Source organism: Acidimicrobiia bacterium, from assembly GCA_035948415.1.
In the GTDB taxonomy this organism is placed as follows: Bacteria; Actinomycetota; Acidimicrobiia; order IMCC26256; family PALSA-555; genus PALSA-555.
In genome coordinates, this window is sequence record DASZJD010000099.1 from 1 (window position 1) to 20,636 (window position 20,636).

General features: G+C 68.1%; 20 protein-coding genes and 1 pseudogene. 10 read left to right on the forward strand and 11 right to left on the reverse strand.

What is annotated here, in order from left to right:
- On the reverse strand, nt 1-724 hold a 724-nt coding region (locus VG869_13685), incomplete at its 3' end, for an ATP-binding protein (protein HEV3452233.1).
- Nucleotides 725-896: 172 nt separating this feature from the next.
- Between VG869_13685 and VG869_13690 the strand changes: the two genes are divergently transcribed.
- Nucleotides 897-1,301: a MarR family transcriptional regulator gene (locus VG869_13690; GenBank protein ID HEV3452234.1), complete on the forward strand. Its 405-nt coding sequence runs from the start codon at nt 897-899 to the stop codon at nt 1,299-1,301.
- A 112-nt stretch (nt 1,302-1,413) separates the two neighbouring features.
- Here VG869_13690 and VG869_13695 read toward each other — a convergent pair whose 3' ends face one another.
- Nucleotides 1,414-2,331 carry a MurR/RpiR family transcriptional regulator gene (locus tag VG869_13695; GenBank protein ID HEV3452235.1) on the reverse strand — a complete coding sequence of 306 codons (918 nt, stop codon included), beginning with the start codon at nt 2,329-2,331 and terminating at the stop codon, nt 1,414-1,416.
- On the opposite strand from VG869_13695, the gene VG869_13700 reads away from it, so the two are divergent.
- Entirely contained in the window at nt 2,331-3,083 is a 753-nt protein-coding gene (locus VG869_13700; protein ID HEV3452236.1) for a hypothetical protein, read from the forward strand. The two genes, VG869_13695 and VG869_13700, sit on opposite strands and share 1 nt — an antisense overlap.
- Before the next feature lie 321 nt (nt 3,084-3,404).
- Here the strand turns inward: VG869_13700 and VG869_13705 are convergent, their stop codons facing one another.
- The 3 genes from VG869_13705 to VG869_13715 are packed head-to-tail and all read right to left on the reverse strand — an operon-like array spanning nt 3,405 to nt 5,739.
- Nucleotides 3,405-4,325, reverse strand: a complete 921-nt coding sequence (locus VG869_13705; protein ID HEV3452237.1) for a VOC family protein — start codon at nt 4,323-4,325, stop codon at nt 3,405-3,407.
- A gap of 44 nt (nt 4,326-4,369) precedes the next feature.
- Nucleotides 4,370-5,230 (reverse strand): fumarylacetoacetate hydrolase family protein, encoded by an 861-nt coding sequence (locus VG869_13710; protein ID HEV3452238.1) that lies wholly within the window; start codon nt 5,228-5,230, stop codon nt 4,370-4,372.
- Nucleotides 5,227-5,739, reverse strand: a complete 513-nt coding sequence (locus VG869_13715; GenBank protein HEV3452239.1) for a pyridoxamine 5'-phosphate oxidase family protein — start codon at nt 5,737-5,739, stop codon at nt 5,227-5,229. Before VG869_13715 ends, VG869_13710 begins: the two co-directional genes overlap by 4 nt.
- Before the next feature lie 165 nt (nt 5,740-5,904).
- Here VG869_13715 and VG869_13720 point away from each other — a divergent pair, with 165 nt between their 5' ends.
- The 4 genes and pseudogenes from VG869_13720 to VG869_13735 all read left to right on the forward strand — a co-directional run bounded on the left by VG869_13720 (nt 5,905) and on the right by VG869_13735 (nt 12,320).
- The gene (locus VG869_13720; protein HEV3452240.1) at nt 5,905-6,615 is read left to right on the forward strand and encodes a TetR/AcrR family transcriptional regulator; all 711 of its coding nucleotides are present in this window, start codon (nt 5,905-5,907) and stop codon (nt 6,613-6,615) included.
- A 381-nt stretch (nt 6,616-6,996) separates the two neighbouring features.
- Nucleotides 6,997-10,890: an AAA family ATPase gene (locus VG869_13725; protein ID HEV3452241.1), complete on the forward strand. Its 3,894-nt coding sequence runs from the start codon at nt 6,997-6,999 to the stop codon at nt 10,888-10,890.
- Nucleotides 10,891-11,049: 159 nt separating this feature from the next.
- Nucleotides 11,050-11,538 (forward strand): hypothetical protein, encoded by a 489-nt coding sequence (locus VG869_13730; GenBank protein ID HEV3452242.1) that lies wholly within the window; start codon nt 11,050-11,052, stop codon nt 11,536-11,538.
- A 665-nt stretch (nt 11,539-12,203) separates the two neighbouring features.
- Nucleotides 12,204-12,320: pseudogene (locus tag VG869_13735) on the forward strand (MerR family DNA-binding transcriptional regulator).
- 10 nt (nt 12,321-12,330) lie between these two features.
- On the opposite strand, the gene VG869_13740 reads toward VG869_13735, so the two are convergent.
- The gene (locus VG869_13740; GenBank protein HEV3452243.1) at nt 12,331-12,519 is read right to left on the reverse strand and encodes a hypothetical protein; all 189 of its coding nucleotides are present in this window, start codon (nt 12,517-12,519) and stop codon (nt 12,331-12,333) included.
- On the opposite strand from VG869_13740, the gene VG869_13745 reads away from it, so the two are divergent.
- Nucleotides 12,442-12,906 (forward strand): hypothetical protein, encoded by a 465-nt coding sequence (locus VG869_13745; GenBank protein ID HEV3452244.1) that lies wholly within the window; start codon nt 12,442-12,444, stop codon nt 12,904-12,906. The genes VG869_13740 and VG869_13745 overlap by 78 nt on opposite strands.
- A gap of 164 nt (nt 12,907-13,070) precedes the next feature.
- Here VG869_13745 and VG869_13750 read toward each other — a convergent pair whose 3' ends face one another.
- Together VG869_13750 and VG869_13755 are read right to left on the reverse strand one after the other, a co-directional pair.
- A complete protein-coding gene (locus VG869_13750; protein ID HEV3452245.1) occupies nt 13,071-13,658 on the reverse strand; it encodes a dihydrofolate reductase family protein in 588 nt (195 codons plus the stop codon).
- A gap of 256 nt (nt 13,659-13,914) precedes the next feature.
- Nucleotides 13,915-14,814, reverse strand: a complete 900-nt coding sequence (locus tag VG869_13755; GenBank protein ID HEV3452246.1) for a DUF1028 domain-containing protein — start codon at nt 14,812-14,814, stop codon at nt 13,915-13,917.
- Between the two features lie 396 nt (nt 14,815-15,210).
- Between VG869_13755 and VG869_13760 the strand changes: the two genes are divergently transcribed.
- Nucleotides 15,211-15,807: a dihydrofolate reductase family protein gene (locus tag VG869_13760; GenBank protein ID HEV3452247.1), complete on the forward strand. Its 597-nt coding sequence runs from the start codon at nt 15,211-15,213 to the stop codon at nt 15,805-15,807.
- A gap of 25 nt (nt 15,808-15,832) precedes the next feature.
- On the opposite strand, the gene VG869_13765 is transcribed toward VG869_13760, so the two are convergent.
- From VG869_13765 to VG869_13775, 3 genes are all read right to left on the reverse strand, one after another.
- On the reverse strand, nt 15,833-16,705 hold the full coding sequence (locus VG869_13765; GenBank protein ID HEV3452248.1) for an SDR family oxidoreductase: 873 nt from the start codon (nt 16,703-16,705) through the stop codon (nt 15,833-15,835).
- Nucleotides 16,706-16,734: 29 nt separating this feature from the next.
- Nucleotides 16,735-17,829, reverse strand: a complete 1,095-nt coding sequence (locus tag VG869_13770; protein HEV3452249.1) for a hypothetical protein — start codon at nt 17,827-17,829, stop codon at nt 16,735-16,737.
- 124 nt (nt 17,830-17,953) lie between these two features.
- A complete protein-coding gene (locus tag VG869_13775) occupies nt 17,954-18,997 on the reverse strand; it encodes a dihydrodipicolinate reductase (protein HEV3452250.1) in 1,044 nt (347 codons plus the stop codon).
- Between the two features lie 134 nt (nt 18,998-19,131).
- Here VG869_13775 and VG869_13780 point away from each other — a divergent pair, with 134 nt between their 5' ends.
- Nucleotides 19,132-19,731: a UdgX family uracil-DNA binding protein gene (locus VG869_13780; GenBank protein HEV3452251.1), complete on the forward strand. Its 600-nt coding sequence runs from the start codon at nt 19,132-19,134 to the stop codon at nt 19,729-19,731.
- 185 nt (nt 19,732-19,916) lie between these two features.
- Nucleotides 19,917-20,633, forward strand: a complete 717-nt coding sequence (locus tag VG869_13785) for a lysophospholipid acyltransferase family protein (protein ID HEV3452252.1) — start codon at nt 19,917-19,919, stop codon at nt 20,631-20,633.
- Nucleotides 20,634-20,636 lie beyond the last annotated feature (3 nt).

Sequence of the window (20,636 nt, forward strand, 5' to 3'; positions counted from 1 at the left end):
GATGGGGCGCGGCGGCCAAGCCGACCAGCTTTTGCGGAGTGAGGCTCTTGCCCACTTCGATGATGGCCAGGGGGTTGCCTTCGGTTTCGGCCAGGACCCGGTCAGCGACGTCACGGTCGAGCTCGAAGCCGGCCGCCGAGGCCAGCAGCGCCTGGGCCTCGTCATACCCAAGCCCATTGAGTTCGAGTACTGGAAGTCCTTGTACGGGGCTCGCCGTCATCGTGTCGCTGCGTTCACCGAAGATCACGCCGATGCGATCGGCTTGTAGCCGGCGGGCCCAGAAGGCGAGCGCGGCGATCGACTCGCTGTCCACCCACTGGGCGTCGTCGACAACGTAAAGCGCCGGCCCGTCGGCGTCTGCCGCAATGGCGGTCATGCTGATCACGGCGAGCCCCACCAGGAAGGGGTTGGCAGGCGGCCCCGCCGTCAAACCCAGGGCGGAGTTCAGCGCGTTCCGTTGGACAGAGGGGAGCTGTCCGATCTGGTCGAGCATCGGGGCGAGCAGCCGGTGCAGCGCGGCAAAACCGAGGTCCCGTTCCGGCTCGACGCCCGTCAGCCGAACGATCTCGAAGCCATCCGCTCTGTTCACCGCGTAGTCGAGGAGCGCGGTCTTGCCCACCCCGGCCTCACCGCGGACCACCAACGCCCCGCTCAAGCCGTTGCGGATCGAGTCGAGGAGTTCGTCGATCTGCGTGCACTCATCCGCCCTGCCGACCAAGCCCACGCATTCGAACGATAACGACATCGACTAGCCGGCGGTGTCTGGGCGTGCCTTTGATTGGCGTCGGACCAGACGGCGAACTCCACCGGCGTCGGCCTGCTCGTTTGCCTCAGCAACGGCGCCGCGCGCCGCTTGGCGCGCCCTCAGCCGGGCGGTAGTGGTGATCCCTCGCGTCATGGAGAAGGACCTGCTCGAAGCACAGGGCCTAAACCTCACCGAGTACTCCGTGCTGTTACACCTGTCGGAGGCTCCCGACCGTTCTCTCCGGATGGGTGATCTTGCGAACTACGCATCGATCACCAGCGGCGGGCTCACTCGCGTCGTCGACCGCCTCTCTGGACAGGGCCTCATCGAGCGCGTCCGGGACGAGTCAGACGGCCGCGGCCAGATGGCAGTTCTGACGGATGCCGGCTTCCAACGACTCGAGCGTGCGTGGCCCACGCACCTGGCGAGCGCCCGCAGGCACGTAATGGACCACCTCTCAGAGCTCGACCTCGCCGGATTCGCCAAGGCCATGGGAGCGGTCGGCGATGAGGACCTGGGCCCCCCGGCGCGGCGGTCACCGCAACCAGGTTCCTGAGCCCTAGAACAGATTCCCTGCTCAGGGGTGGTTTCCCGACCAGCGGCGGAGCAACCGTGGGGCGGGCTGGTCGGCGCCTGCCCATCGGCTGCCGGACGATCCGGGTGATCCTTTAGTTGGAGTCGACGTCGACGCGCTTGCCGGCGATGGATCGTCGCAATTCGTTGAGCGTGGCGAGCGCCTGCTCGGATCGGGACGGCTCGGCGGCCGCGATGGCGAGTACGAGTGCCTCGAGGAGCACGATGGTTGGCCCGTGGGTGGCAAACAACCCGGCCGCGCCACGACCCGCGTTGAGCTGGGCGGCGATCGGTGAGGCGGATCGGACATTGATCGTGTCTGTGATGAGGACGACCTTGGCGTTCACATCGGCAGCGTGCTGGAGAAGCACGTGCACGTACGGATGGATACGTCCGTAGGCGAGCACCACGACGGCATGGCCGCTCTCGAGTGCAAGGAGTTCGTCGGCGTGGTCGGTGCCGGCGTGCGTAAGAGATCCTGCCGGTCGGCCGAGCCGCCGGCTGAGGAACGCGGCGTAGTCGGCAAGGTGCGCCGACGGGCCGGTCCCACACCACCAGAGGTGCTTCGCGTCGGCGAGGATCGCCGCGGCGGCGTCGAAGTCCTTGGCCGGTACCCGCCGCAAGAGCGTCTGCAGGGCCACAAACTGCCGGTCGGCCGCGGTGGCCAGGACGTCGTGCGCGGTCGCCGTCCCTCCGATCGTGGCGCCCAGGCGGGACGCCAGGTCGGCCTCGTCGGCATCGCCGGCGAGCGATCGTCGAAGGTCGCGCAGGCTTGGGTAGCCGAGGGACTTCGAGGTCCGTACGACGGTGGCATCACTGGTGCCGACCGCGGCGGCGATTTCCTGCGCCGACAGGGGGGCCGCTCTGGCTCCGGATTCGAGGAGGAAGTCGGCGACTCGGCGCTCGGCAGGACTGGTGATGCGCTCTAGACGGGCCGCCAGACCGAGTGTAGTGTCTGTCTCATGCTTCTCGCTCATCGTAGTACATACTACACCCAGGTGGCGGCCGCGCAATGACCCACGCGGTGTTCCTCGTTGCGGCGGCCTTCGTCGCCTGCGTGGTGGAGATGGTGGAAGCGCTGACCATCGTGCTGGCAGTCGGGGTGACCCGAGGGTGGCGATCGGCGATCATCGGGGCCGCCACAGCGCTGGGTGCGCTGTCCTTGGTCGTCGCGCTGCTGGGTCCGGCGCTGGCCGTCCTACCGATCGACGTCTTGCGACTCTTTGTGGGTGGTCTCCTCCTGATCTTCGGGCTCCAGTGGCTCCGGAAGGCGATCTTGCGCGCGAGCGGATTCAAGGCGCGTCACGACGAGGAAGCGATCTTCGCCGAGGAGCGACGTGCCGCGCTGGCGGTGTCGCGCCGCGGATCGCGCGTCGACTGGTACACCTTCACCGTCTCGTTCAAAGGCGTGTTTCTCGAAGGGCTTGAGGTCGCGTTCATTGTGGTCACGTTCGGAGGTGCCCAACGCAACGTCGGTTTGGCCGCGATCGGGGCCGCGGCGGCCGCGGTGGTCGTGCTCGTCGTGGGCCTGACCGTGCATCGGCCGTTGAGCCGCGTTCCCGAGAACACCATGAAGTACGCCGTCGGTGTGATGCTCAGCACCTTCGGTATCTTCTGGGCCGGTGAAGGCGCCGGTGTGACCTGGCCTGGGAGTGACGCATCGCTCATCGCACTGCTCGCGTTCGTGCTCACGATGAGTGCTCTGCTCGTCTCGATGTTGCGTCGGCGCCACCTCCGCGCTCAGCTCGCGGGAGCGATCGGATGAGGGCCGTCGCGACGTTCGGCCGGTTCTGGTACGACTTCATCATCGGCGACGATTGGCGCCTCGCACTTGGCGTCGTTGCGTCGATCACAGCCGTGTACGTCGCCGCTCATCACGGGGCCGACTGGTGGTGGCTCCTGCCCCTCGCCGTCGCCGGACTCCTAACGCTTTCGGTCAGCCACGCGACCCGACCGCGATCTCGGTGAGCCAATCGTTGGCCGCGGGCACTGGTCCCGGCAGGGATGGCGCAGGTCGGCTGACGTAGCCGAACATCGGCAGTGCTCAGGCGGATGAGGAAGAGCGTTCGCCGCCTGGGCCGGTTCGTTAACTTTGATGTGAGGCGGCCATCAGGTCGGCGAGGTCGTCGGGCTCCAGCATTGAGGGTGGCACGTCGGGCCCCCACGCGTACAGAGCGCGAAGCGACGGTTCCCAGGTTCCTGGTGTCCAGAGTTGGTCGTCAGTGATGGTGTCCATGTCCGAGTAGTACTCAGAGAAGTTGCCGGCTGGGTCTCGCAGGTACCAGAAGAAGTTCGAGCCGATGAAGTGACGGCCGAGCCCCCAGGTGTGACGCTCCGGGTGACCGTCGAGCATCCGCGTGGCTCCGCGGCCAACTTCGTCGACATCTTCGACCTGCCAGGACGTGTGATGCAGGAACGCCACCGGCGACGGCTGGATCAGCAGGTTGTGATGGTCGGTGGAGCACCGCAGGAACGCGGCCACGCCCCGGACTTCGTCGCTCACCTTGAAGCCGACGCCGTCGACGAAGAAGCGCTGCGAAGCGTCGGGGTCGGGCGTGCCAATGACGACGTGCCCCAGTTTGCGGGGGCGGATCGGTTCGTCGCGCAGGACGGCTGGTGCACGACGGTTCGTTCGCTCGGCACGTCCGGGCCCGTTGTACGGCCCGATCGCGGCTGGATCTTGTGCGATCCGGGGCAGCACCTCGATCAAGGCTCGAGCGCCGCTACGAACCTCGACTGCGCTGACGCTGCCAGGGTCGCGCTGGCTCGTGACCCCGAGTCTGGCGAGTCGGTCGGCAACGCGGTCCAAGTCGTCGGGGTCGTCGGCTCCGATACACAACTCGACGAGCCGACGGGTGGGGCTCTCGATGATGCGAAGCTGCTCCCCGCCATCGCGGGTCGAAAAGCAGGCACCGTCACGGGTCAGCCCGAACTCGTCGTAGTACCGAGCCGTTGCTTCGACGTTGGGGACGCCGATCGTGATCGACGCCAGTCTGTGCAAGGCCACGACGTCCTCTCAGCTCGACGGCCGACCAGCCGGGTTGGCGATGGTCATCGATGTGCCCGCTGCGGTACCCGGCACACGTTCGTCAGGGTGCCAATGCCTTCGATCGTGGTCGTGATCACGTCCCCGTCGCCGAGGAACCGGAGACTTGCGGCGCCGACCCCGTCCGGCGTGCCGGTGAAGATGAGATCGCCGGGGCTGAGGCTGAGGATGCTGGACAGGTAGCTGATCAGGGTCGGGATGTCGAAGATCAGGTTCGACGTGCGATCCTCTTGGCGTCGCTCATGATTGACGTCACAGGTGATCAGCAGGTCACCGGGGTTGGCGAAAGAGTCAGTGGAGACGACGACCGGGCCGATCGGCCCGTAGGTGTCCCGGGACTTGCCCAGATCGAAGTGGGCGGGCTCGGCCGCGAACTGCAAGGCCCGGTCGGAGATGTCCTGCCCGACGGTCAGCCCACCGACGTGGCCCCACGCGTCCTCGCGCCTGATATCGCGACCCCCACGGCCGATCACGACCACGAGCTCCGCTTCGTAGTCGTCGGTGCTTCCGCCAAGGATGACGAGGTCGGTGGGCCCGGCAAGACAGCTCGGGAACTTCGTGAAGATGAGCGGCGCGTCCGGCACCTTCATCTTGGACTCGTCCACATGCGACCGATAGTTGAGCCCGACTGCGAACACGCTCCGGGGCGAGGGGATCGGTGGTCGAACGCCGGCGTCCCTGATGTTCCCGTCGGGCACGGCTTCCCGGATGGTGCCAGCCGCCTGGTGCAGCTCGTCGAGCCGACGCCACGCGCCCATCGGATCGGCGCTAATAACGCCGCCGCTCACCCTCGACGCGTCGAACCAGCGGCCGTCGGAATCGACGAGCGCGGAGCGGCCGTCGACGTTGGCGAATCGGAACGTCAAGCTTCGTCCGGGGCGTCCGGAGCAGCCCAGGGCATTGACGCCGAGACCCAGTGGGTCAGCGGCTCCTCCTGGTCGTTGCGGTGCAGGTGTCGCGGCGGCGTCACGAACGTCGCGTAGGGCCGGCAGCGCACCAGCACCCGGCCTTCTTCCTCTGCGACCGCCTTGACCACGGGGCGCAGCTCTGGTGCCAACGGCTCACCCGACATTCGCTCAGCCACCGCCATCATCGCGTCGATCAGCGTTTCGTCGTCGTCGTCGATCACCGCGTCGCAGTAGACCTGCAGGTAAGCGAAGGGCCAGGTCTCGTCGAGGACGCAGAGGCTGACTTTGCCGTTCCGGGCGACGGCTTTGGCCTTGGCCCGCTCGGCCATGGTTGCCACGAGCAGGTCGTCGTTGGCCGCTGGGATGTAGTAGACGACCGACATCGCCGGTCCATCCAACCGGCGGCCGTAACCGAACACGCAGGTCCGGTGGGTCCGAACGAACAGCCGCCGCTCCGAGGGCAGCATGTCTCGATCCGTCGGCGCCTGGAACGGATCCTTCGACAGCGGCAACAGACGCACCGACGCGGGATCTCGGTCTTGGTTCGTGACCCCACGAGCAGCGCCCATATTCCTCCACCTGCTGCTGGGCTATTATTATCGATTGATAACAGAGGCTACGCTCTGCCGGCGATGCAGCGCAAGGCCCAAGCGCCCAACAAGGTCCGGCTCCGCCGGGCGAGGGCCGACATCCGCGAGGCCCTGCTGGAGTCGGCACTGGTCGAGTTCGGGGCCAAGGGCTTCGACGGCGCGTCAACGCGTGCAATCGCGGGGCGCGTTGAGGCGCACCAGCCGCAGATCAACTACCACTTCGAGTCGAAGGCGGCCCTGTGGACCGCCGCGGTGGACTACCTCTTCGGCCTCCTGTGGGAGGCGCTGGAGGGTGTGATCCCCGCCAAGGTGACCGGAGTTGATGCATGGGAGCTCGCCGCGGCCTTCGCGGATGGGATACGTCGGTTCGTGGGATTCGCAGCCGAGCACCCCGAGCTCAACCAGATCATGGTGCACGAGGGCACCGCGGCCAGCGACCGGCTGGCGTGGTTGACCGAGACCCACGTGAAGCCGTTCTTCGACGGCATCCGGCCAGCGTGGCAGACGCTTCGTGAAGCCGGCATCGCCGCACCCATCGACCACGAGATCCTCTACTACGTGCTGATCGGCGCGGCATCGTTGCCCTATGTGAACGCCTCCGAAGTTCGCCTTCTCACCGGCCGGGATCCGAATAACCCCGCGTGGATCGGCGCTCACGCTGAAGGGCTGGTGACCATCCTCCTGCCGGGACTGGCCGCACCTCGCCCATCATTTGCCATCAAACCTGGCCGCACGCGGCGACACAGGAGATAATCAGAGGACACGAAGACGGAACATGAGCAGCCTCAACGTCATTCGTTGATATCACATGGACGTCCGGCAAGGGGTCTGCAAAACCCTGGACGTGGGGTTCAATTCCCACCGCCGCGTCCAAGAGCTCTTCTCTCATCAGCGGCCGCGCCCACGCCGCTGGGAGCGATCCGTCCGGATACGACGCTGCCGTTAATGGTGGCGCGTCTGGGCTTTCGCCCCATCGCCAGCGCTTGGATGTTGGGCTGGATCCTTTGGGCAGAACGGCTCTGAGGCCAGCGAATGGTGTCGGATCCTCGGTCCGTGCTCGATCGCGCGCTCGTAGGTGAACAATAGGGAGGCCTGCGTGATTGGGGGCCGGTCTTGGGCGAGTCCGAGTCGTTGGTGACCGTGTTGTTCACGGATGTCGAAGGCTCAACCGACGTCTTCGCCCGCTTGGGTGATGCGGGCGGTTGGGAGTTGGTGTCGGCGGTTGAGCGGCTGACTCGCGAGCGCGTCGCCGAGTTTGGGGGGCGCGTTGTCAAATCGGTCGGCGACGGCGTCTTGGCTGTCTTCGAGTCGGCGCGGCGATCGCTGGCGTGTGCGGTGGCGATCCAGCAGGGACTTGTCGAGGGGAGCCTCGCGGCTGGTCCTCGTGTTCGGATTGGGATCAATAGTGGCGACGTGCTCGCCGATGGGGAGGACCTGCAGGGGGCCGCGGTGGCGCTGGCGGCTCGCATTACGGCCGAGGCCGAGGGCGGTCAGATCCTGGTGAGCGATGTGGTGCGCCAGTCGAGTGGTCTGCGGCCCGGCGTGGGTTTCGTCGATCGGGGTTGGCATCGTCTCAAGGGCTTCCCGGGTGAGGTTCAGCTCTTCGAAGTGACCGAGCATCAGACCGACAGGTCGATCGTTACGGCCAGAGTGCTGGTGCACGGACAAGCGGAGCCGCGCGCTAGAGGAGTGAGTGCGCGAGAGCAGAGGGTGACCGGTGCCGGGTTCGTAGGCCGCGCGATCGAGCTCGAGGAGCTCTGCCATGCGTGTGACGAGGCGATCGAAGGCCGAGGTCAGCTGGTCTTGATCGGTGGCGATGCTGGCATCGGGAAGACGCGACTGGCTGAAGAGGTGAGGGGCTATGCCAGCGCACGCGGCGCGCAGGTGCTTTGGGCTAGCGCTTGGAGATCGAGTGGGGCGCCGGCGTACTGGCCGTGGATCCAGTTGATGCGCGCCTGGGCGGGCTCGGAGCCGTCCGGAGCGGCAGGTGTCGTTCCCAACGCTCTGGGTTCGCTGGTCCCGGAGCTAGCCGTGCCCGAAGATGGTGAACCGCGGGCTGAGCTGGATGCTGATCGAGCGCGGTTCCAGCTCTTCGATGCGGTGACGTCCTGGTTCGCGGCTGCTGCCGAGAAAAGACCGCTTGTCCTCGTTCTGGATGATCTGCAATGGGCTGACGCGTCGTCGCTCCTCCTGTTGGGGTTTGTGGCTCGTCAGTTGCAGGGAGCGCGGATGTTGGTGGTGGGCACGTACCGGGATACGGCTCTCAGCGAGGATGCTGACTTGAGCCACGTGCTGGCTGAGCTGTCGCGAAACGCCACCCGGATCGTCCTCGGCGGTCTAGGTGAGCCTGAGGTTGCTGAATTGGCAGCGAAGACCGCCGGCGTCGAGGTGGGATCGGGGCTGGTGTCGTCACTGCACGAACGCACCCGCGGCAATCCGTTCTTTGTGCGTGAGCTAACCCGGCTTCTGGCTGTTCGCGGTCTGCTCGCTGACACAGAAGCGGGGCACGCTGAGGTTCCCTTGCCGGCAGGCGTACGGGAGGTCCTGGCGGCACGACTCGCCGCCCTTTCGCCGACAACCCGGCAGGTGTTGGCGGCGGCGTCAGTGGTGGGCACGGCGTTCGATCTGACGCTGCTGATCAGCATGACGGGACTGGAACAGGACCAGGTCCTGGAGGCGCTCGATGAGGCGATCCACGCACGCGTCGTGCTCTCGCCCAGAGTCGGTGACTACGAGTTCGCACACGCACTGTTTCGAGACGTGCTCTACGACAGCCACTCGACTTCGGCTCGAGTGCAGCTCCATCGTTTGGTGGGCGAAACGATCGAAGCCCAGTTTGGCGTCGACCTGCGCAGCCACCTCGCCGAGCTAGCGGACCACTTTCGGCGCGCGGTGCCGTCGGGCACGTTGGAGAAGGCAATTGAGTACTCGCGGCAAGCTGGGGGTGCCGCGGAGGCCGCCTTCGCTTATGAAGATGCCGTGGTCGACCTCGAAGCCGCGCTGGCACTTATGGAAGAACACAATGCCGAGCCGGCGCGCCGAGCCGGGTTGCTCGCCGCGCTGGGCCATCTGATGTTCACGGCAGGTCTCGATCGTGCTCGGGGGATCCGCTGCCAGGAGCGAGCACTCGCCATCTATGAGGAGTTGGGAGACACGAGGCGGACGGTTCGAATGCACGCCGGGCTCGGGTCCGCCTGGTCGATGTATCCCGATGCCGATGTCGACATCATGGACATTCCGAAGGCGCTCGTCCATCTTCGCGCCGCCGAGGACATGCTCTCCCAGAACCAGCCAGGCATCGACTTGCAGCTGGTGTACGCCATGCTGTCCAACGCGGCCTGCTACGGGATGTGCTGCGAGGAGAGTGTGGCCGCGGCCGACCGAGCGGTGGAGGTCACCGAGACCATCGACGAACCACCCGCGGGAGCAGTAGCGACCAGCCAGCTGACGCTTGGTTTGCGTCAGATCGAGCGAGGCCAGCTCGCGGTCGGCAGGCGGGTCATCGAAGAAGCCTGGGAGACCGCGGACCGGCTTCAGCACCCAGTGGCCGCGTTCTACGCCGCGTGGGGGCTCGGCGCTCATTTGGTGTTCTTGCTGGATCCAGCGCCGGCGATGATCGTGTGCCAGCGGGAGCTCGCCAAAGCCCGCACCGCCCAGGCACCCGGGCAGCGCTGGCATCTCCTCACCTTCCTCGCCATGAGTCACGCCTTGTGTGGTCAGCTCAGCAAGGCGCGGCACGTCGTGGAGCCGCTAGCCGGCGACCAATACGTGGAACCGTTGCTCGCACTGTGGTCCGGCGATTGGGACGCTGGACGAGAGGCACTGCTCACCGACCTGGACCGGCTGCACCGCACTGGCGACCGCTTCAACGAATGGCGTCAGCTGTACTGGCTCGGACGCCTCGAGCGCAGCGCCGGTAACCACGACGGCGCCGAACGAGCGCTTCGTGACGGGCTCAGCATCGCGCTCGACGGCCCGATGGTCCTTGCCGAACTGAGCATCCGAGGCGAACTCGCCTTGCTCTGCGACGAGACCGACGAACCCGATGAAGCGCAGACCCACGTCGCCCGCTGCCAGCAGATCCTGGCCGAGGGCCAAGACTGGCGGGGACTCGCCGGCCGGGCGCGCCTGGCGGCTGGCTCCTGTGCCGCCACCGCCGGCCAATCGGGCGACGCCACGCAAGAATTCCAAGCGGCCCGACGGGCCTTTCGGGAGTGCCGCTTGCCGTTCGACGAAGCCGAGGTCCTACATCGCTGGGGCGAGCACCTGCACGACACTGGTGATCGCGGCGGCGGCCAGGCCAAGTTCGAGGCCGCCCGAGCGCTGGCGCTCCGCCACGACGCCGGCGGTCCATGGGTCGAGCGCGTCCTCGCCGAACCATCGGGTTCTTCCGTCAGGGGCGACACCCTGGATGACACGACGTCGAAGGCGCGGGCTCGCTCCAGGTCCGCGTCGGTGTTTCGCCAAGAAGGCGAGTACTGGACCGTCGCCTACCACGGTCACGTCGTTCGTCTGCGAGACGCCAAGGGACTTCACCATCTCAGCGAACTCCTGACTCGTCCCGGCCACGAGATCCACGTCCTCGAACTCGTCGCCGCCAGAGAAGGTCGGGCGCCCCAACGACGGGCGGCTCCGGAGCGCCTCCGCGGGGGCGTCGCGGCAGGTAGCGACGCGGGCGAGCTGCTCGACCCCCAGGCCAAGGCCGCCTATCGCCAACGCGTCACCGACCTCGAGGCCGAGCTCGAAGAAGCCGACGACTTCCACGACCCGGAACGGGCCTCCCGGGCCCGAGCCGAGGTGGACCTGCTCACCCAGCAGCTCGCTGCCGCCGTCGGCCTCGGCGGCCGCGACCGACGAGCCGCCTCCACGGCTGAACGAGCTCGGGTCAGCGTCACCCTGGCCCTGCGAGCCGCCCTCAAGAAGGTCATGGCGGCACACCCTGACCTCGGTGCCCACTTGGCGGACACAGTGCGCACCGGCCAGTACTGCAGCTACCGACCCGGCACTCTGATCACCTGGCAACGCTGATCCTTCGTCGCCGAGCGAAACAGTTGTTGGCCCGTTTCTAACGCCCCAAGGGTGAGACCGCCGCCTGGCGGTCAGAAACGGAGCCACCTCGTGGCCAGAACCGCAATCGCCCTCCCCGCCGGTCGCGTCCACCGACCCCGTCCAGTCATGGTGAAGGTCATGGTCGGCCTCGCCGTGGTTGCCGCGGCCGTCGCCAGCGTGACCCTCGTCACACAGGGCACCAGCCACACAACCCATTCGCAGGCCAGCCGCAACCCCTCGGCGAGCCAACCGATGGTCCTCTACAACCAGTTCGTCGGCGCCCTGAACCGCGGCGACGTCGCGGCCGCCACCGCGCTCTTCGGTCCCGACTCCTATATCGTCACCCCGCTCTGCGTCCCGTGGTGTGCGGACACCACCGCCATCGCCGGCGACTTCGCGGCGGACGCGGCCATCCACTCCAAGATCACCTTCACTGACCCCCGAGTCAGGGGCACCATCCTGACCAGCCGCATCACCCTCACCGCGCCGCAACTCCCCGGTGGAGCCCAACGCGCTGTAGGCCTCAACACCGTCCAGACCTACCGAGGTCACATCGTGTTGCTGCGCGCCGACTTCGACCGCACCGATCCGCAGACCGCGACATTTCTCAGGGCCCTCGGGAAGTAGCAGCTCACAATCGGACCAGGACACGCCTAGGACCGGCTCAGGGAGCGCTCGATCGCGCTTCCTGAGCCAGTCGCGGGGGGCCAGCTCGAGCCCAATCGCGGGTTGTGCCGGGCGCCGCGCATCAATCTCCGGCCCCTGCAGCGATGGTCCTACTGCCTGCCAGTTTGTGACGCGCCAGATGTGCGGTTCGGCTCCCGTTCAGTGGCTCGAGAATTGATCGGGTGTATGCCTCGCGACAGCACGGGACCTCGTGTCACACGCCATGACACGCTCCCGGTCGTGTCGCCGGGCCCCCTCACGGGCCGCGGCTCGCCCATCGCTTGCCCATCAGACCTGGCGACACGCAACGACACGGGATATAACCAGACGACCCGAAGGCCGAACATGAGCAGCCTCAACGCCACCCGTTGACATCATCTGGACACTCGGCAAGGGTCTGCAAAACCCGGGACGTGGTTCAATTCCCACCGCCGCCTCGAAGAGCGCCCTGCTCAGGCAGTTGCGGAGCCGGACGGAGGGTCCTGGTCGACTGGTGGGCAGCGTGCCCAGTCGCGGCCCATCAACGGCGACGATCACGCGATCTTCGAGCTCGCCCTCCTGGGGGCCCTTGCCGACCGGAGCCTCTTGACCCTCACACGGTGTGAAGGCCTATCGATGACCACGTCATGTTGAACATCGGAGAGTTCGCGCGGCTCGGGCAGGTCTCGCCTCGGATGCTTCGCCACTACGACGAGACCGGACTGCTGAAGCCCAACCACGTCGACCCGCAGAACGCATATCGGCGGTACGACGTCACCCGGCGGCCGGCTCCACCGCTTGCTCGCCCTTCGGGACCTCGGCTTCACCCTGGACCAGATCGGCCAGATCCTCGGCGAGGACCTGTCGATCGAGCAGTTGCGCGGGATGCTGCGGCTGCGCCAGGCCCAGATCGCGCAGGATGTCGCTGACGAGCAAGCCCGCCTTCGCCGTGTCGAGGCTCATCTCCGAGCACTCGAAGGGAGCATCGTCATGTCGAGTCTCGATGTCGCCGTCAAGACGACTGAGCCCGTCCGCGTCGCCGAAGCCTCGGCGTCGGCTCCTGGGTTCGGGCACGCCAACCTCAGCCCTGTCTTCGAACGCCTCGTGCCTCAGGTCCTCGGTCATCTCAGCCAGACGGGGACGCGACCCGGGATCATTATCGCCTGGTATGAGGAACCAGCCGATGACGGCAGCGTCACCGTGCACGCGGGCTTCGATATCGCCGACCAGTCCGTGCCGAGCGCCGACGGTGTCAGCGTGGTGGACCTTCCCACCGTTCAGGTCGCCTCGGTGGTTCATCGGGGCAGGATGGAGGACGTCGAGTCGCTCTACGAGGCGCTCGTTCGATAGGTCGAGGACAGCGGCAACGAGCTCGCCGGCAGGAGCCGCGAGCTCTACCACCAGTGGGACGACGAGCACCCCGAACGCAAAGTCACTGAGCTGCAGATGCCAATCGCCCGGTGACGTCGGTGCCGATCCCTATGCGCGCGAGGAGGCCGCCACCGGAGACCGGTTCAGTTGACGGACCGGACCACCTGGTACTGGAGGTGGGTGACCCGGTCGCTCTCGATGACAGTGGGGTTCTCGAGGATGACCGGCGGGTCGGCCAGCGTGTCGAAGAAGCGGACGCCGTCGCCGAGGAGCACGGGCACGAGCTCGACGTGCAGCTCGTCGACCAGGTCGGCGTCGATGCACTGCTGGATGACGCTGGGTCCGGCGAGGCCCACGGTCTTGTCACCGGCAGTGGCCTTGGCCTGAGCCACCGCGCTCTCGACGCCGTCGAGGACGACGGTGAACGGCGCATCATCTCGGGGCCAGCCCTCGGGGACGCGGTGGGTGACGACGAACACGGGTACGCCCAGGGGGTGACTCCCTTCCCACCCGTTCGTGTAGTCGAAGACGCGCCGTCCGACCACCAGTGCACCTGCACTGGCAATCGTCTCACGCAGGTAGGCGGCGCTCGCCGGGGTGACGTGCGAGACCATCTCGTTGCCGGGCCACCTCACCTCGACATCGCGGTTGTCGTACCAGTCGAAGAGGTGCTCCACACCGTCGTCGCGATGGGCGATGAAGCCGTCCAAGGACATCGTCAGACCGGCCACAACCGTCGCCATGGGTGCCTCCTTCCCGGCATCCTTCCTCGCCGACAGAGACGTCGCACGCGACGCAAACTCATCGGCAGACAAAAGGACCAGCCACGGGCTGCAGGGACGCAGGCAACCCTGGTCTCTGCGGCAGTGTGCCAGCCGAATCGGGGACCAGCTGATGAGCCAGATGCGCGGGAACCGCGCCCCGCGTGATCGTGATCCGATTTCCTAGCCCGCGTCGCGACCGAGTTCGAAGGGCCGCGTGCAGTCTCTAGGCGATGTCGGTCAGGAGTGCCTCGATGGTCCTGGAGTCCAGGGGGAGAAGGCCCGCCGCTGCAGAGCGACGAAGTGCGGTGGCAAGCCGTACCTGGTCGCCGGCAAAGGCTTCGATCGTGTTGCGGGCTTGGTCGGTGTTGTTGGCCACGAGCAGAAGCCCGATGCGCATGAGCGTCGGTTCGATCACGGTGGGCAGCACGCGCTGGGCTTCGTCGAGTTCGCGGGCGGCGCCGTCCAGATCGAGTCCTTCGAGACAACCGATGGCTCGTTCGAGAGCTCGGTAACCTCGTTCGAGTTCGAGAAGGTGCGTGAGCTCGCCGAGCGCGTCGTGGTGGTCGTCGACGCGGATGTCGACGACTCGGCTCTCCCACGGTTGTCGCGGACGGGAATCGACGACGACCAACGCCGCCGATTGCTGTCCCCGGAAGTCACCTCCTTCGTTCTCGGCGGCCCGAAGAGCCTGCACAAGGCGTTCGGGAAACGCCGCCGCGCTGGCCTGGAAAGCGTCGGCCATGGCCGCGGGAACTGTCGGTCGTTGCATCATGTTCGCCTGGACCGTGAACCCGTCACCCGTGTGCTGGCCAGCCTCGGGGACACACATCTGGCCGGTGTGCGCGGCACTCCGCCCCGCGGCGTCGACGATCCCGACCTGGCGCGTCTCCCTGCTGGGATCAAGCAGCAGGAGTGCAGCCAGGACCTCGGACGCGGGCTTCGCGGCCCGCAGCAGGTCCAGGCCCAGTACCCCATAGCTGCCGTCGCTCAAGGCCTGGCTGGCGATAGCCCCGACGCCAGCCTCGATCCAGGGCACAACTCGACCGGCGCTAAAGAAGCCGCTCTGCACGCCAACACCCAGCGACCCGGTCTCTGCATCTCGAGCCACGATCGAATACGTCATCGGGCGACAGCGTGTCGGAACCACAGAGATCGCGTCCACCGGCACGCCAGGCACCCCGTCGTCGCCGCGATCGACGGCGGGCCTCGCTGCTGGGCGGGTCGGGCCCATCCGAGCGACCGCCGAACCGCGGTGGCGCTCGGACACGGGGGGGGCGGTGTTCGCGTCGCGCGGGCGGGCACGGACACGCGCCTGGCCGGGGCGCTGAACCCCGTCGTCCAGGCGACCCAAGCGACGCCCCGAGACACCGGATGACCTCCGTGACCGGTCTGGGCGTCGGGCTCGTCGTGGGGTCGGGTCGCTTGCGGTCCTGCGGTACCGGCGCGCGTGACTCCTGTCCCTAGGCTTCGTCCGGGCTCACGCGAGACACGTCCCCATGCGAGACGACGGAGGAACGAGATGCGCATCGTCATCAGCGAGTTCATGAGCCTCGACGGCATCGTGCAGGCACCCGGAGGACCCGAGGAGGACACCGACGGCGGCTTCGCGCACGGCGGCTGGTCCATGCCCTTCTTCGATCCTCAGACCATGGGGCCGGCCGTGAGCGACGCGATGGAGGCCACGGATGCGCTGCTGTTCGGTCGGCGCACCTGGCAGACGATGGCGGCTGCGTGGCCGGGCCGTGCCGGTGACCCGTTCGCCGATCGGATGAACGAGATCCGCAAGTTCGTCGCTTCTCGGACCCTCAGCCAGGATGACCTCACGTGGACCAATTCGGTCCTGCTGGAGGGCGCCGACGTCGTCGGAGCGGTGCGGGAACTGCGGGCCGAGCCCGGCGGCGACGTCCAGGTCATGGGGAGCGCGAGCCTCGCTCGAACTCTGATCAGCAACGACCTCGTCGACGAGTTCCGTTTGATGATCGAGCCGATCGTTCTTGGTGGTGGCAAGCGTCTCTTCCCCGACGATGGCAACGCTCGGACGCTCGCACTGGTGTCAAGCTCGACCAGCGGCACCGGCGTCCAGATCTGCACGTACCAGCCGGTCCGACGGGGCTAGACGTCGCCCGACGGTCTTCAGCCCGTCACGGCTGTGACGCGAGCAGGTCCTCGATCGTGCGGATGCCGACGTCGTTGAGGACGCCCGGGAGCATCCCGCCGTCGATCTCGATCGTGGTGCCGTTGATGTAGTCCGCCTGTCCGGAGCACAAGAAGACGCACGCCGCGCCCACCTCGTCCGGTGTCCCGGCTCGTCGCAGGGGCACGTTCTGGAAGTACTCGGTGCCCTCGGGGTCGTCGGCGGGGAGGACGAAGGATCGGAAGTTGTCGGTCATGGTGGCTCCGAGGGCGAGGCAGTTGACGCGCACCTTGGGTCCCCACTCCTCGGCGAGGGAGCGCGTCATGTGGTTCAAGCCGGACTTCGCGGCCCCGTAGGAGACGAGGGTCGGCGATCCGGCCGGATGTCCGGCGCCGCTCGAGATGTTGATGATGGACCCCGTTCCGTCCTGGTCGGCCATCGCCCGATAGGCGCGCAACGCGAACCACAGCGGGCTGATGAGGTTGTTCTGGATCGCGTAGGCATGGAACAACGCGGTGCGGCCGAACGACGGCTCGTCGGTCGGAGTGCCGGAGATCCTGGCGATGAGCTCCGGTACATCCTCCACACGGGGGATCGGCATGGTCCCGCCGGCGTTGTTCACGAGGATGTCGAGGCGGCCGAACCGGTCGACCACACGGTCCACGAACGCGTCGATCTGGGTCCAGTCGCCCTGGTCGCACACCCACTGCGCCGTGCGCTCCGAAGCGCTCAGCCCGTCCGCCGCCGGCATGGCGTCGAGCGGCCGGCGCGAACAGCCGATGACCGTCGCGCCCTCGACGAGGAAGCGGCGCGCAATGCCGACGCCGACCCCGCGGCTCGTGCCCGTCACGATCGCGACCTTGCCGTCGAGCTGTCCCATCGCTCCTCCTCGTGGTCGGTGGCCGGCGGTCAATGCTGCGGCCGGCGGCCGCGGCCAGAGAAGATGGGCAGGTCGAGCGGCGTGACGAGCCCCGGCGCGGCGGCGCACACCGCGGGGATCGCGTTCACCAGCCGCATCGCGGTCCCGAGGATCCCTGCGGCGTTGTGGTCGCCGTCGGCGCCGATGGGCTCGACCTCGCAGGTGTAGGACGGCGATCCGATGACCTCGATCCGGTACCCGGACCGGTCGCCGGACAGACGCGGCCACTGCGGGCCGACGTCGGCTCGCAGCCGGTTCACGTGCGCCGCGACCACCACGGGCGCGCCACCGGAGAGGCCCTGCAGCTCGAAGCGGACACCGGCGCACGTCCCCTCCTCGATCACGCCCATGGCGGTTGCAAACGTCTCCGGGGCTGGAAGCCGCTCGTGATCGACGCGGAGCTCATCGATCGTCCAGCCCAGGGCGTCGGCGACCATGTGGACCATGCCGCCCCACCCGCCGCTGATCGCGCCGGGCGCGAACAGCGGCGCGTCGTAGTCCAGGGGGCGCCCGTACCCGAAGAACAGGCCCGTGAACCCGGGGTCCTCGTAGGTGGAGTAGTCCATCATCTCCGTGACCCGGATCGAGTCGACGGTCTCGCACGCGCACGCCAGCGCGAGGGGAAGGATGTCGCCGGACCACCCGGGGTCGAAGCCCGAGGTCAGCAGCGTCGTCTGGCCCTCGTTGCACGCGGCTTCCAGCGGCTCCCGGAACACGCCCGGCATGAACGGGGGGTAGACGAGGAAGACGAGCGAGGTGTTCACGACGTTCTTCCCGGCGGCGAGGGCGCGGGACAGCTCGCTGATGGTCTCCTGGACCCGAGTCTCGCCCTGGACCATGTAGGAGACGCAGTCGGCGTCGGATGCGAGGAGCGCGTCGATGTCGCTCGTGGCGAGGATGCCGGTGGGCTCATCGAGTCCGCACAGGTCGGCGGCGTCACGCCCGATCTTGTCCGAGGCGTGGGCGTGGACCCCGACCAGCTCCAGGTCGGGCCGCCGGATGATGGCGCGGAGCGCGGGCCGCCCGGCGTTTCCGGTGCCCCACTGGATCACGCGGAGCGGGCGCGCGGTCGTCGTGACGGTCATGAGCGTCTCCCCGGGTTGGGATCGTGTCGGACCGGGTCGTCGTCGGCCCGCCGTCCGACCGTCCACGGTGCGGGTGCGTCGAGCCGACCAGGACGTCGTCCGGGTCCAGGGTTCCGGTGGCGGCTCACGGGCGCACGAACCCGCGCGCCGTCACCAGCGGGAGCGTGAGATGCGTCGCGATCCCGGGTGGCGCGGCAACGACGGCCGGGATGGCGTTCACCGACGGCATCGCGGTCATGATCATTCCCAGGCCCATGTACCCGGGCTCGGACCAGTCGCCGGGCGGAACGATCTGAAACTGCGCCCGCACACCGGGCTCGCCGTCCACCTCGACGAAGTAGCCGTGACGGACCGCGAACGGCGCGTCGACGTTCGGGCCCATGATCCATTGGTAGTTGAGCACGATGAGATCGTGGCCCCCGACCCGGCCTCGCCACCGCCCATCGATGGCGGCGACCGTCCCGACGGGGATCACCATGAACCCGAGGTCGGTATCGGCGGTCGCGGGCGCGTACTCGGCGTCGAACACGATCTCGTCCAGATCGACCCCGAGCCCGTCGGCCATCATCGCCACCGCCTCCGCGAACACCGTGCTGCCGGCGCGCGTCCGGTCGACGAGGCCGGGCGTGTCGAGCGGGTGCGCGAACCCGACGCTCTCCTGGGTGTCCTTGGCGTCGTACGCCGACGCGTCCACCGACTCGAGGACTCGGATGCGGTCCACCCGGTCGCAGATCTGGGCGCACACGAGCCCGAACAGGTTCGCGAACCCCGGGTTCACGCCGGTGCCGAACATCGTGGAGCCGCCCCGGCGGGCGGCGTCCGTGAGCCGCTGGTGGGCTTCCTCGTCGAGCGAGCTGCCGTCGATGAACCCAGCGGTGGAGCAGACGTTCACGCCCGTCTGGAGGAGGCGGCAGACGACGTCGAGGTCCGGGAACATCGGGTTGTAGGAACAGGCGTCGGCCCGGAGGGCGAGGAGGGCGTCGACGTCGGCGGTGGCGATCACGCCCGTGGCGGCCTCGTGCCCGCACAGCTCCGCCGCGTCCCGCCCGACCTTCTCGTGGGAGTGCGCGAACACCCCGACGAGCTCCAGCTCGGGGTGGCCAAGGATGGCCCGCAGCGCGCGCCGTCCGACGTTCCCGGTCGTCCACTGGACCACCCGCAGCGGCATACCAGGGAACGTAGACGGCGAGGCCCGGCGCCGCTCCCGCCCGCCTCGGTGCCTCGGGCCAGGCGGGTGCTCGGCTGGTCCCACAACCGAAACGGGTCCGGCGGCCGCGTGCGGCGCCGCTACCGTCTCTCGGCGTGCCGCGTCGCACCGCGCTCGAAGACCTTCGAGTGCAGGCGGGCGCCTGCACCGCGTGCGAGCTCTACCGACACGCCACCCAGACCGTCTTCGGTGAAGGTCCGATCACCGCGTCCGTCGTTCTGCTCGGGGAGCAACCCGGCGACCACGAAGACCGAGCGGGCCGTCCGTTCGTCGGTCCGGCGGGCGCCGTGCTGGACCGGGCCCTCGCCGACGCTCAGCTCGATCGACGCGCGATCTACGTGAGCAACGTCGTGAAGCACTTCAAATTCGTGCGATCGGGAAAGGTCCGGCTGCACCAGAAGCCCAACGCGGCCGAGCTGCGGGCCTGCCGGCCGTGGTGGGAGGCAGAGCTCGCCGCCATTCAGCCTCACGTCGTCTGCTGCCTCGGTGCCACCGCGGCCCAGGCCGTGCTCGGATCGCGGGTGCGCGTCACGCGCGATCGCGGACGGTTCGTTCCGCTTCCGTTCGGGCCCATGGCGACGGTCACCATTCACCCCTCGGCGGTGTTGCGCGCCGACGATCGGCACCGGACCGTCCTGTACGACGGGCTCGTCGCGGATCTGTCGGCCGTGGCTGCTCACGTCAGCGACACGTAACCACCGAGGACCACTGGCTGGCGCGGCACGGATCGGGCTTGACGAACGCATCCAGGCGTTGAGTACCGTCACCGAGACCACCGGTCCCAGCGACGCCGCCCTCGAAACGGGCCGTCCGCGGACCGGCCGACGGTGCCGGCGGGCCGCGGCGGCGGTCGCGATTCAACGCCGGGGTAGGGGGGACGGTGGAGCCGGTCTGGGGCCTGGGCAAGTCCATTCTCTATCCCACCCTGCGGTTCGGGTTCCGCCTGACCGAGGCGGGCCTCGACCACGTGCCGCGGTCCGGGCCCGTGATCCTGGCCAGCAACCACGTCTCGTTCCTCGATCCCCTCTTCCTCCTCTGGATCGGCGATCGGAACCGCCGGAAGGTTCGGTTCCTCGCCATGGCCGAGCTGTGGGACTCGCCGCTGCTCCGGTTCTTCCTGGTCCACACGGGCCAGATCCCGGTCACGAGGGAGGCGCCCGGCGCACGCGCCTCGCTCTCGCACGCCGCCGACGCGCTCGGCGCCGGGGAGTGCCTGGGGGTGTTCCCCGAGGGGCGGATCTCCGAGGACCTCGAGCCGCTGCCGGGCAAGACGGGGGTCGCCCGGCTCGCGGCGCAGACCGGCGTGCCGGTCGTGCCGGTCGGGGTATGGGGGGGACATCGCCTGTATCCGAAGGGACGACCGCGACGGTGGCGGGTCGGGGTCGCGGTGGCGCTGGTCGTCGGAGCTCGACTCTCCGTCGACGCCGACGAGGACGTCTTCGACGCGACGGACCGGATCATGGGGCGCATCACGGACTGCCTCGCGGTGGCCCGCCGCACCTATCCGCAACAGCCCCGCCGCCGAGATGACGGCTGGTGGGTGCGTGGCCCGGACACCGCGGTGGTGCGCCCGGTGCGGCGCGACGCGCTCGGCTAGCCC

Bases quoted from the DNA above. Each gene is read 5' to 3' on its own strand.
- VG869_13690 (HEV3452234.1), top strand. From the start codon at position 897: ATGGAGAAGGACCTGCTCGAAGCACAGGGCCTAAACCTCACCGAGTAC.
- VG869_13700 (HEV3452236.1), top strand. From the start codon at position 2,331: ATGACCCACGCGGTGTTCCTCGTTGCGGCGGCCTTCGTCGCCTGCGTG.
- VG869_13715 (HEV3452239.1), bottom strand. From the start codon at position 5,739: ATGCTGCCCTCGGAGCGGCGGCTGTTCGTTCGGACCCACCGGACCTGC.
- VG869_13720 (HEV3452240.1), top strand. From the start codon at position 5,905: ATGCAGCGCAAGGCCCAAGCGCCCAACAAGGTCCGGCTCCGCCGGGCG.
- VG869_13730 (HEV3452242.1), top strand. From the start codon at position 11,050: ATGGTCGGCCTCGCCGTGGTTGCCGCGGCCGTCGCCAGCGTGACCCTC.
- VG869_13745 (HEV3452244.1), top strand. From the start codon at position 12,442: ATGCTGCGGCTGCGCCAGGCCCAGATCGCGCAGGATGTCGCTGACGAG.
- VG869_13740 (HEV3452243.1), bottom strand. From the start codon at position 12,519: ATGAGCCTCGACACGGCGAAGGCGGGCTTGCTCGTCAGCGACATCCTG.
- VG869_13755 (HEV3452246.1), bottom strand. From the start codon at position 14,814: ATGACGTATTCGATCGTGGCTCGAGATGCAGAGACCGGGTCGCTGGGT.
- VG869_13760 (HEV3452247.1), top strand. From the start codon at position 15,211: ATGCGCATCGTCATCAGCGAGTTCATGAGCCTCGACGGCATCGTGCAG.
- VG869_13765 (HEV3452248.1), bottom strand. From the start codon at position 16,705: ATGGGACAGCTCGACGGCAAGGTCGCGATCGTGACGGGCACGAGCCGC.
- VG869_13770 (HEV3452249.1), bottom strand. From the start codon at position 17,829: ATGACCGTCACGACGACCGCGCGCCCGCTCCGCGTGATCCAGTGGGGC.
- VG869_13775 (HEV3452250.1), bottom strand. From the start codon at position 18,997: ATGCCGCTGCGGGTGGTCCAGTGGACGACCGGGAACGTCGGACGGCGC.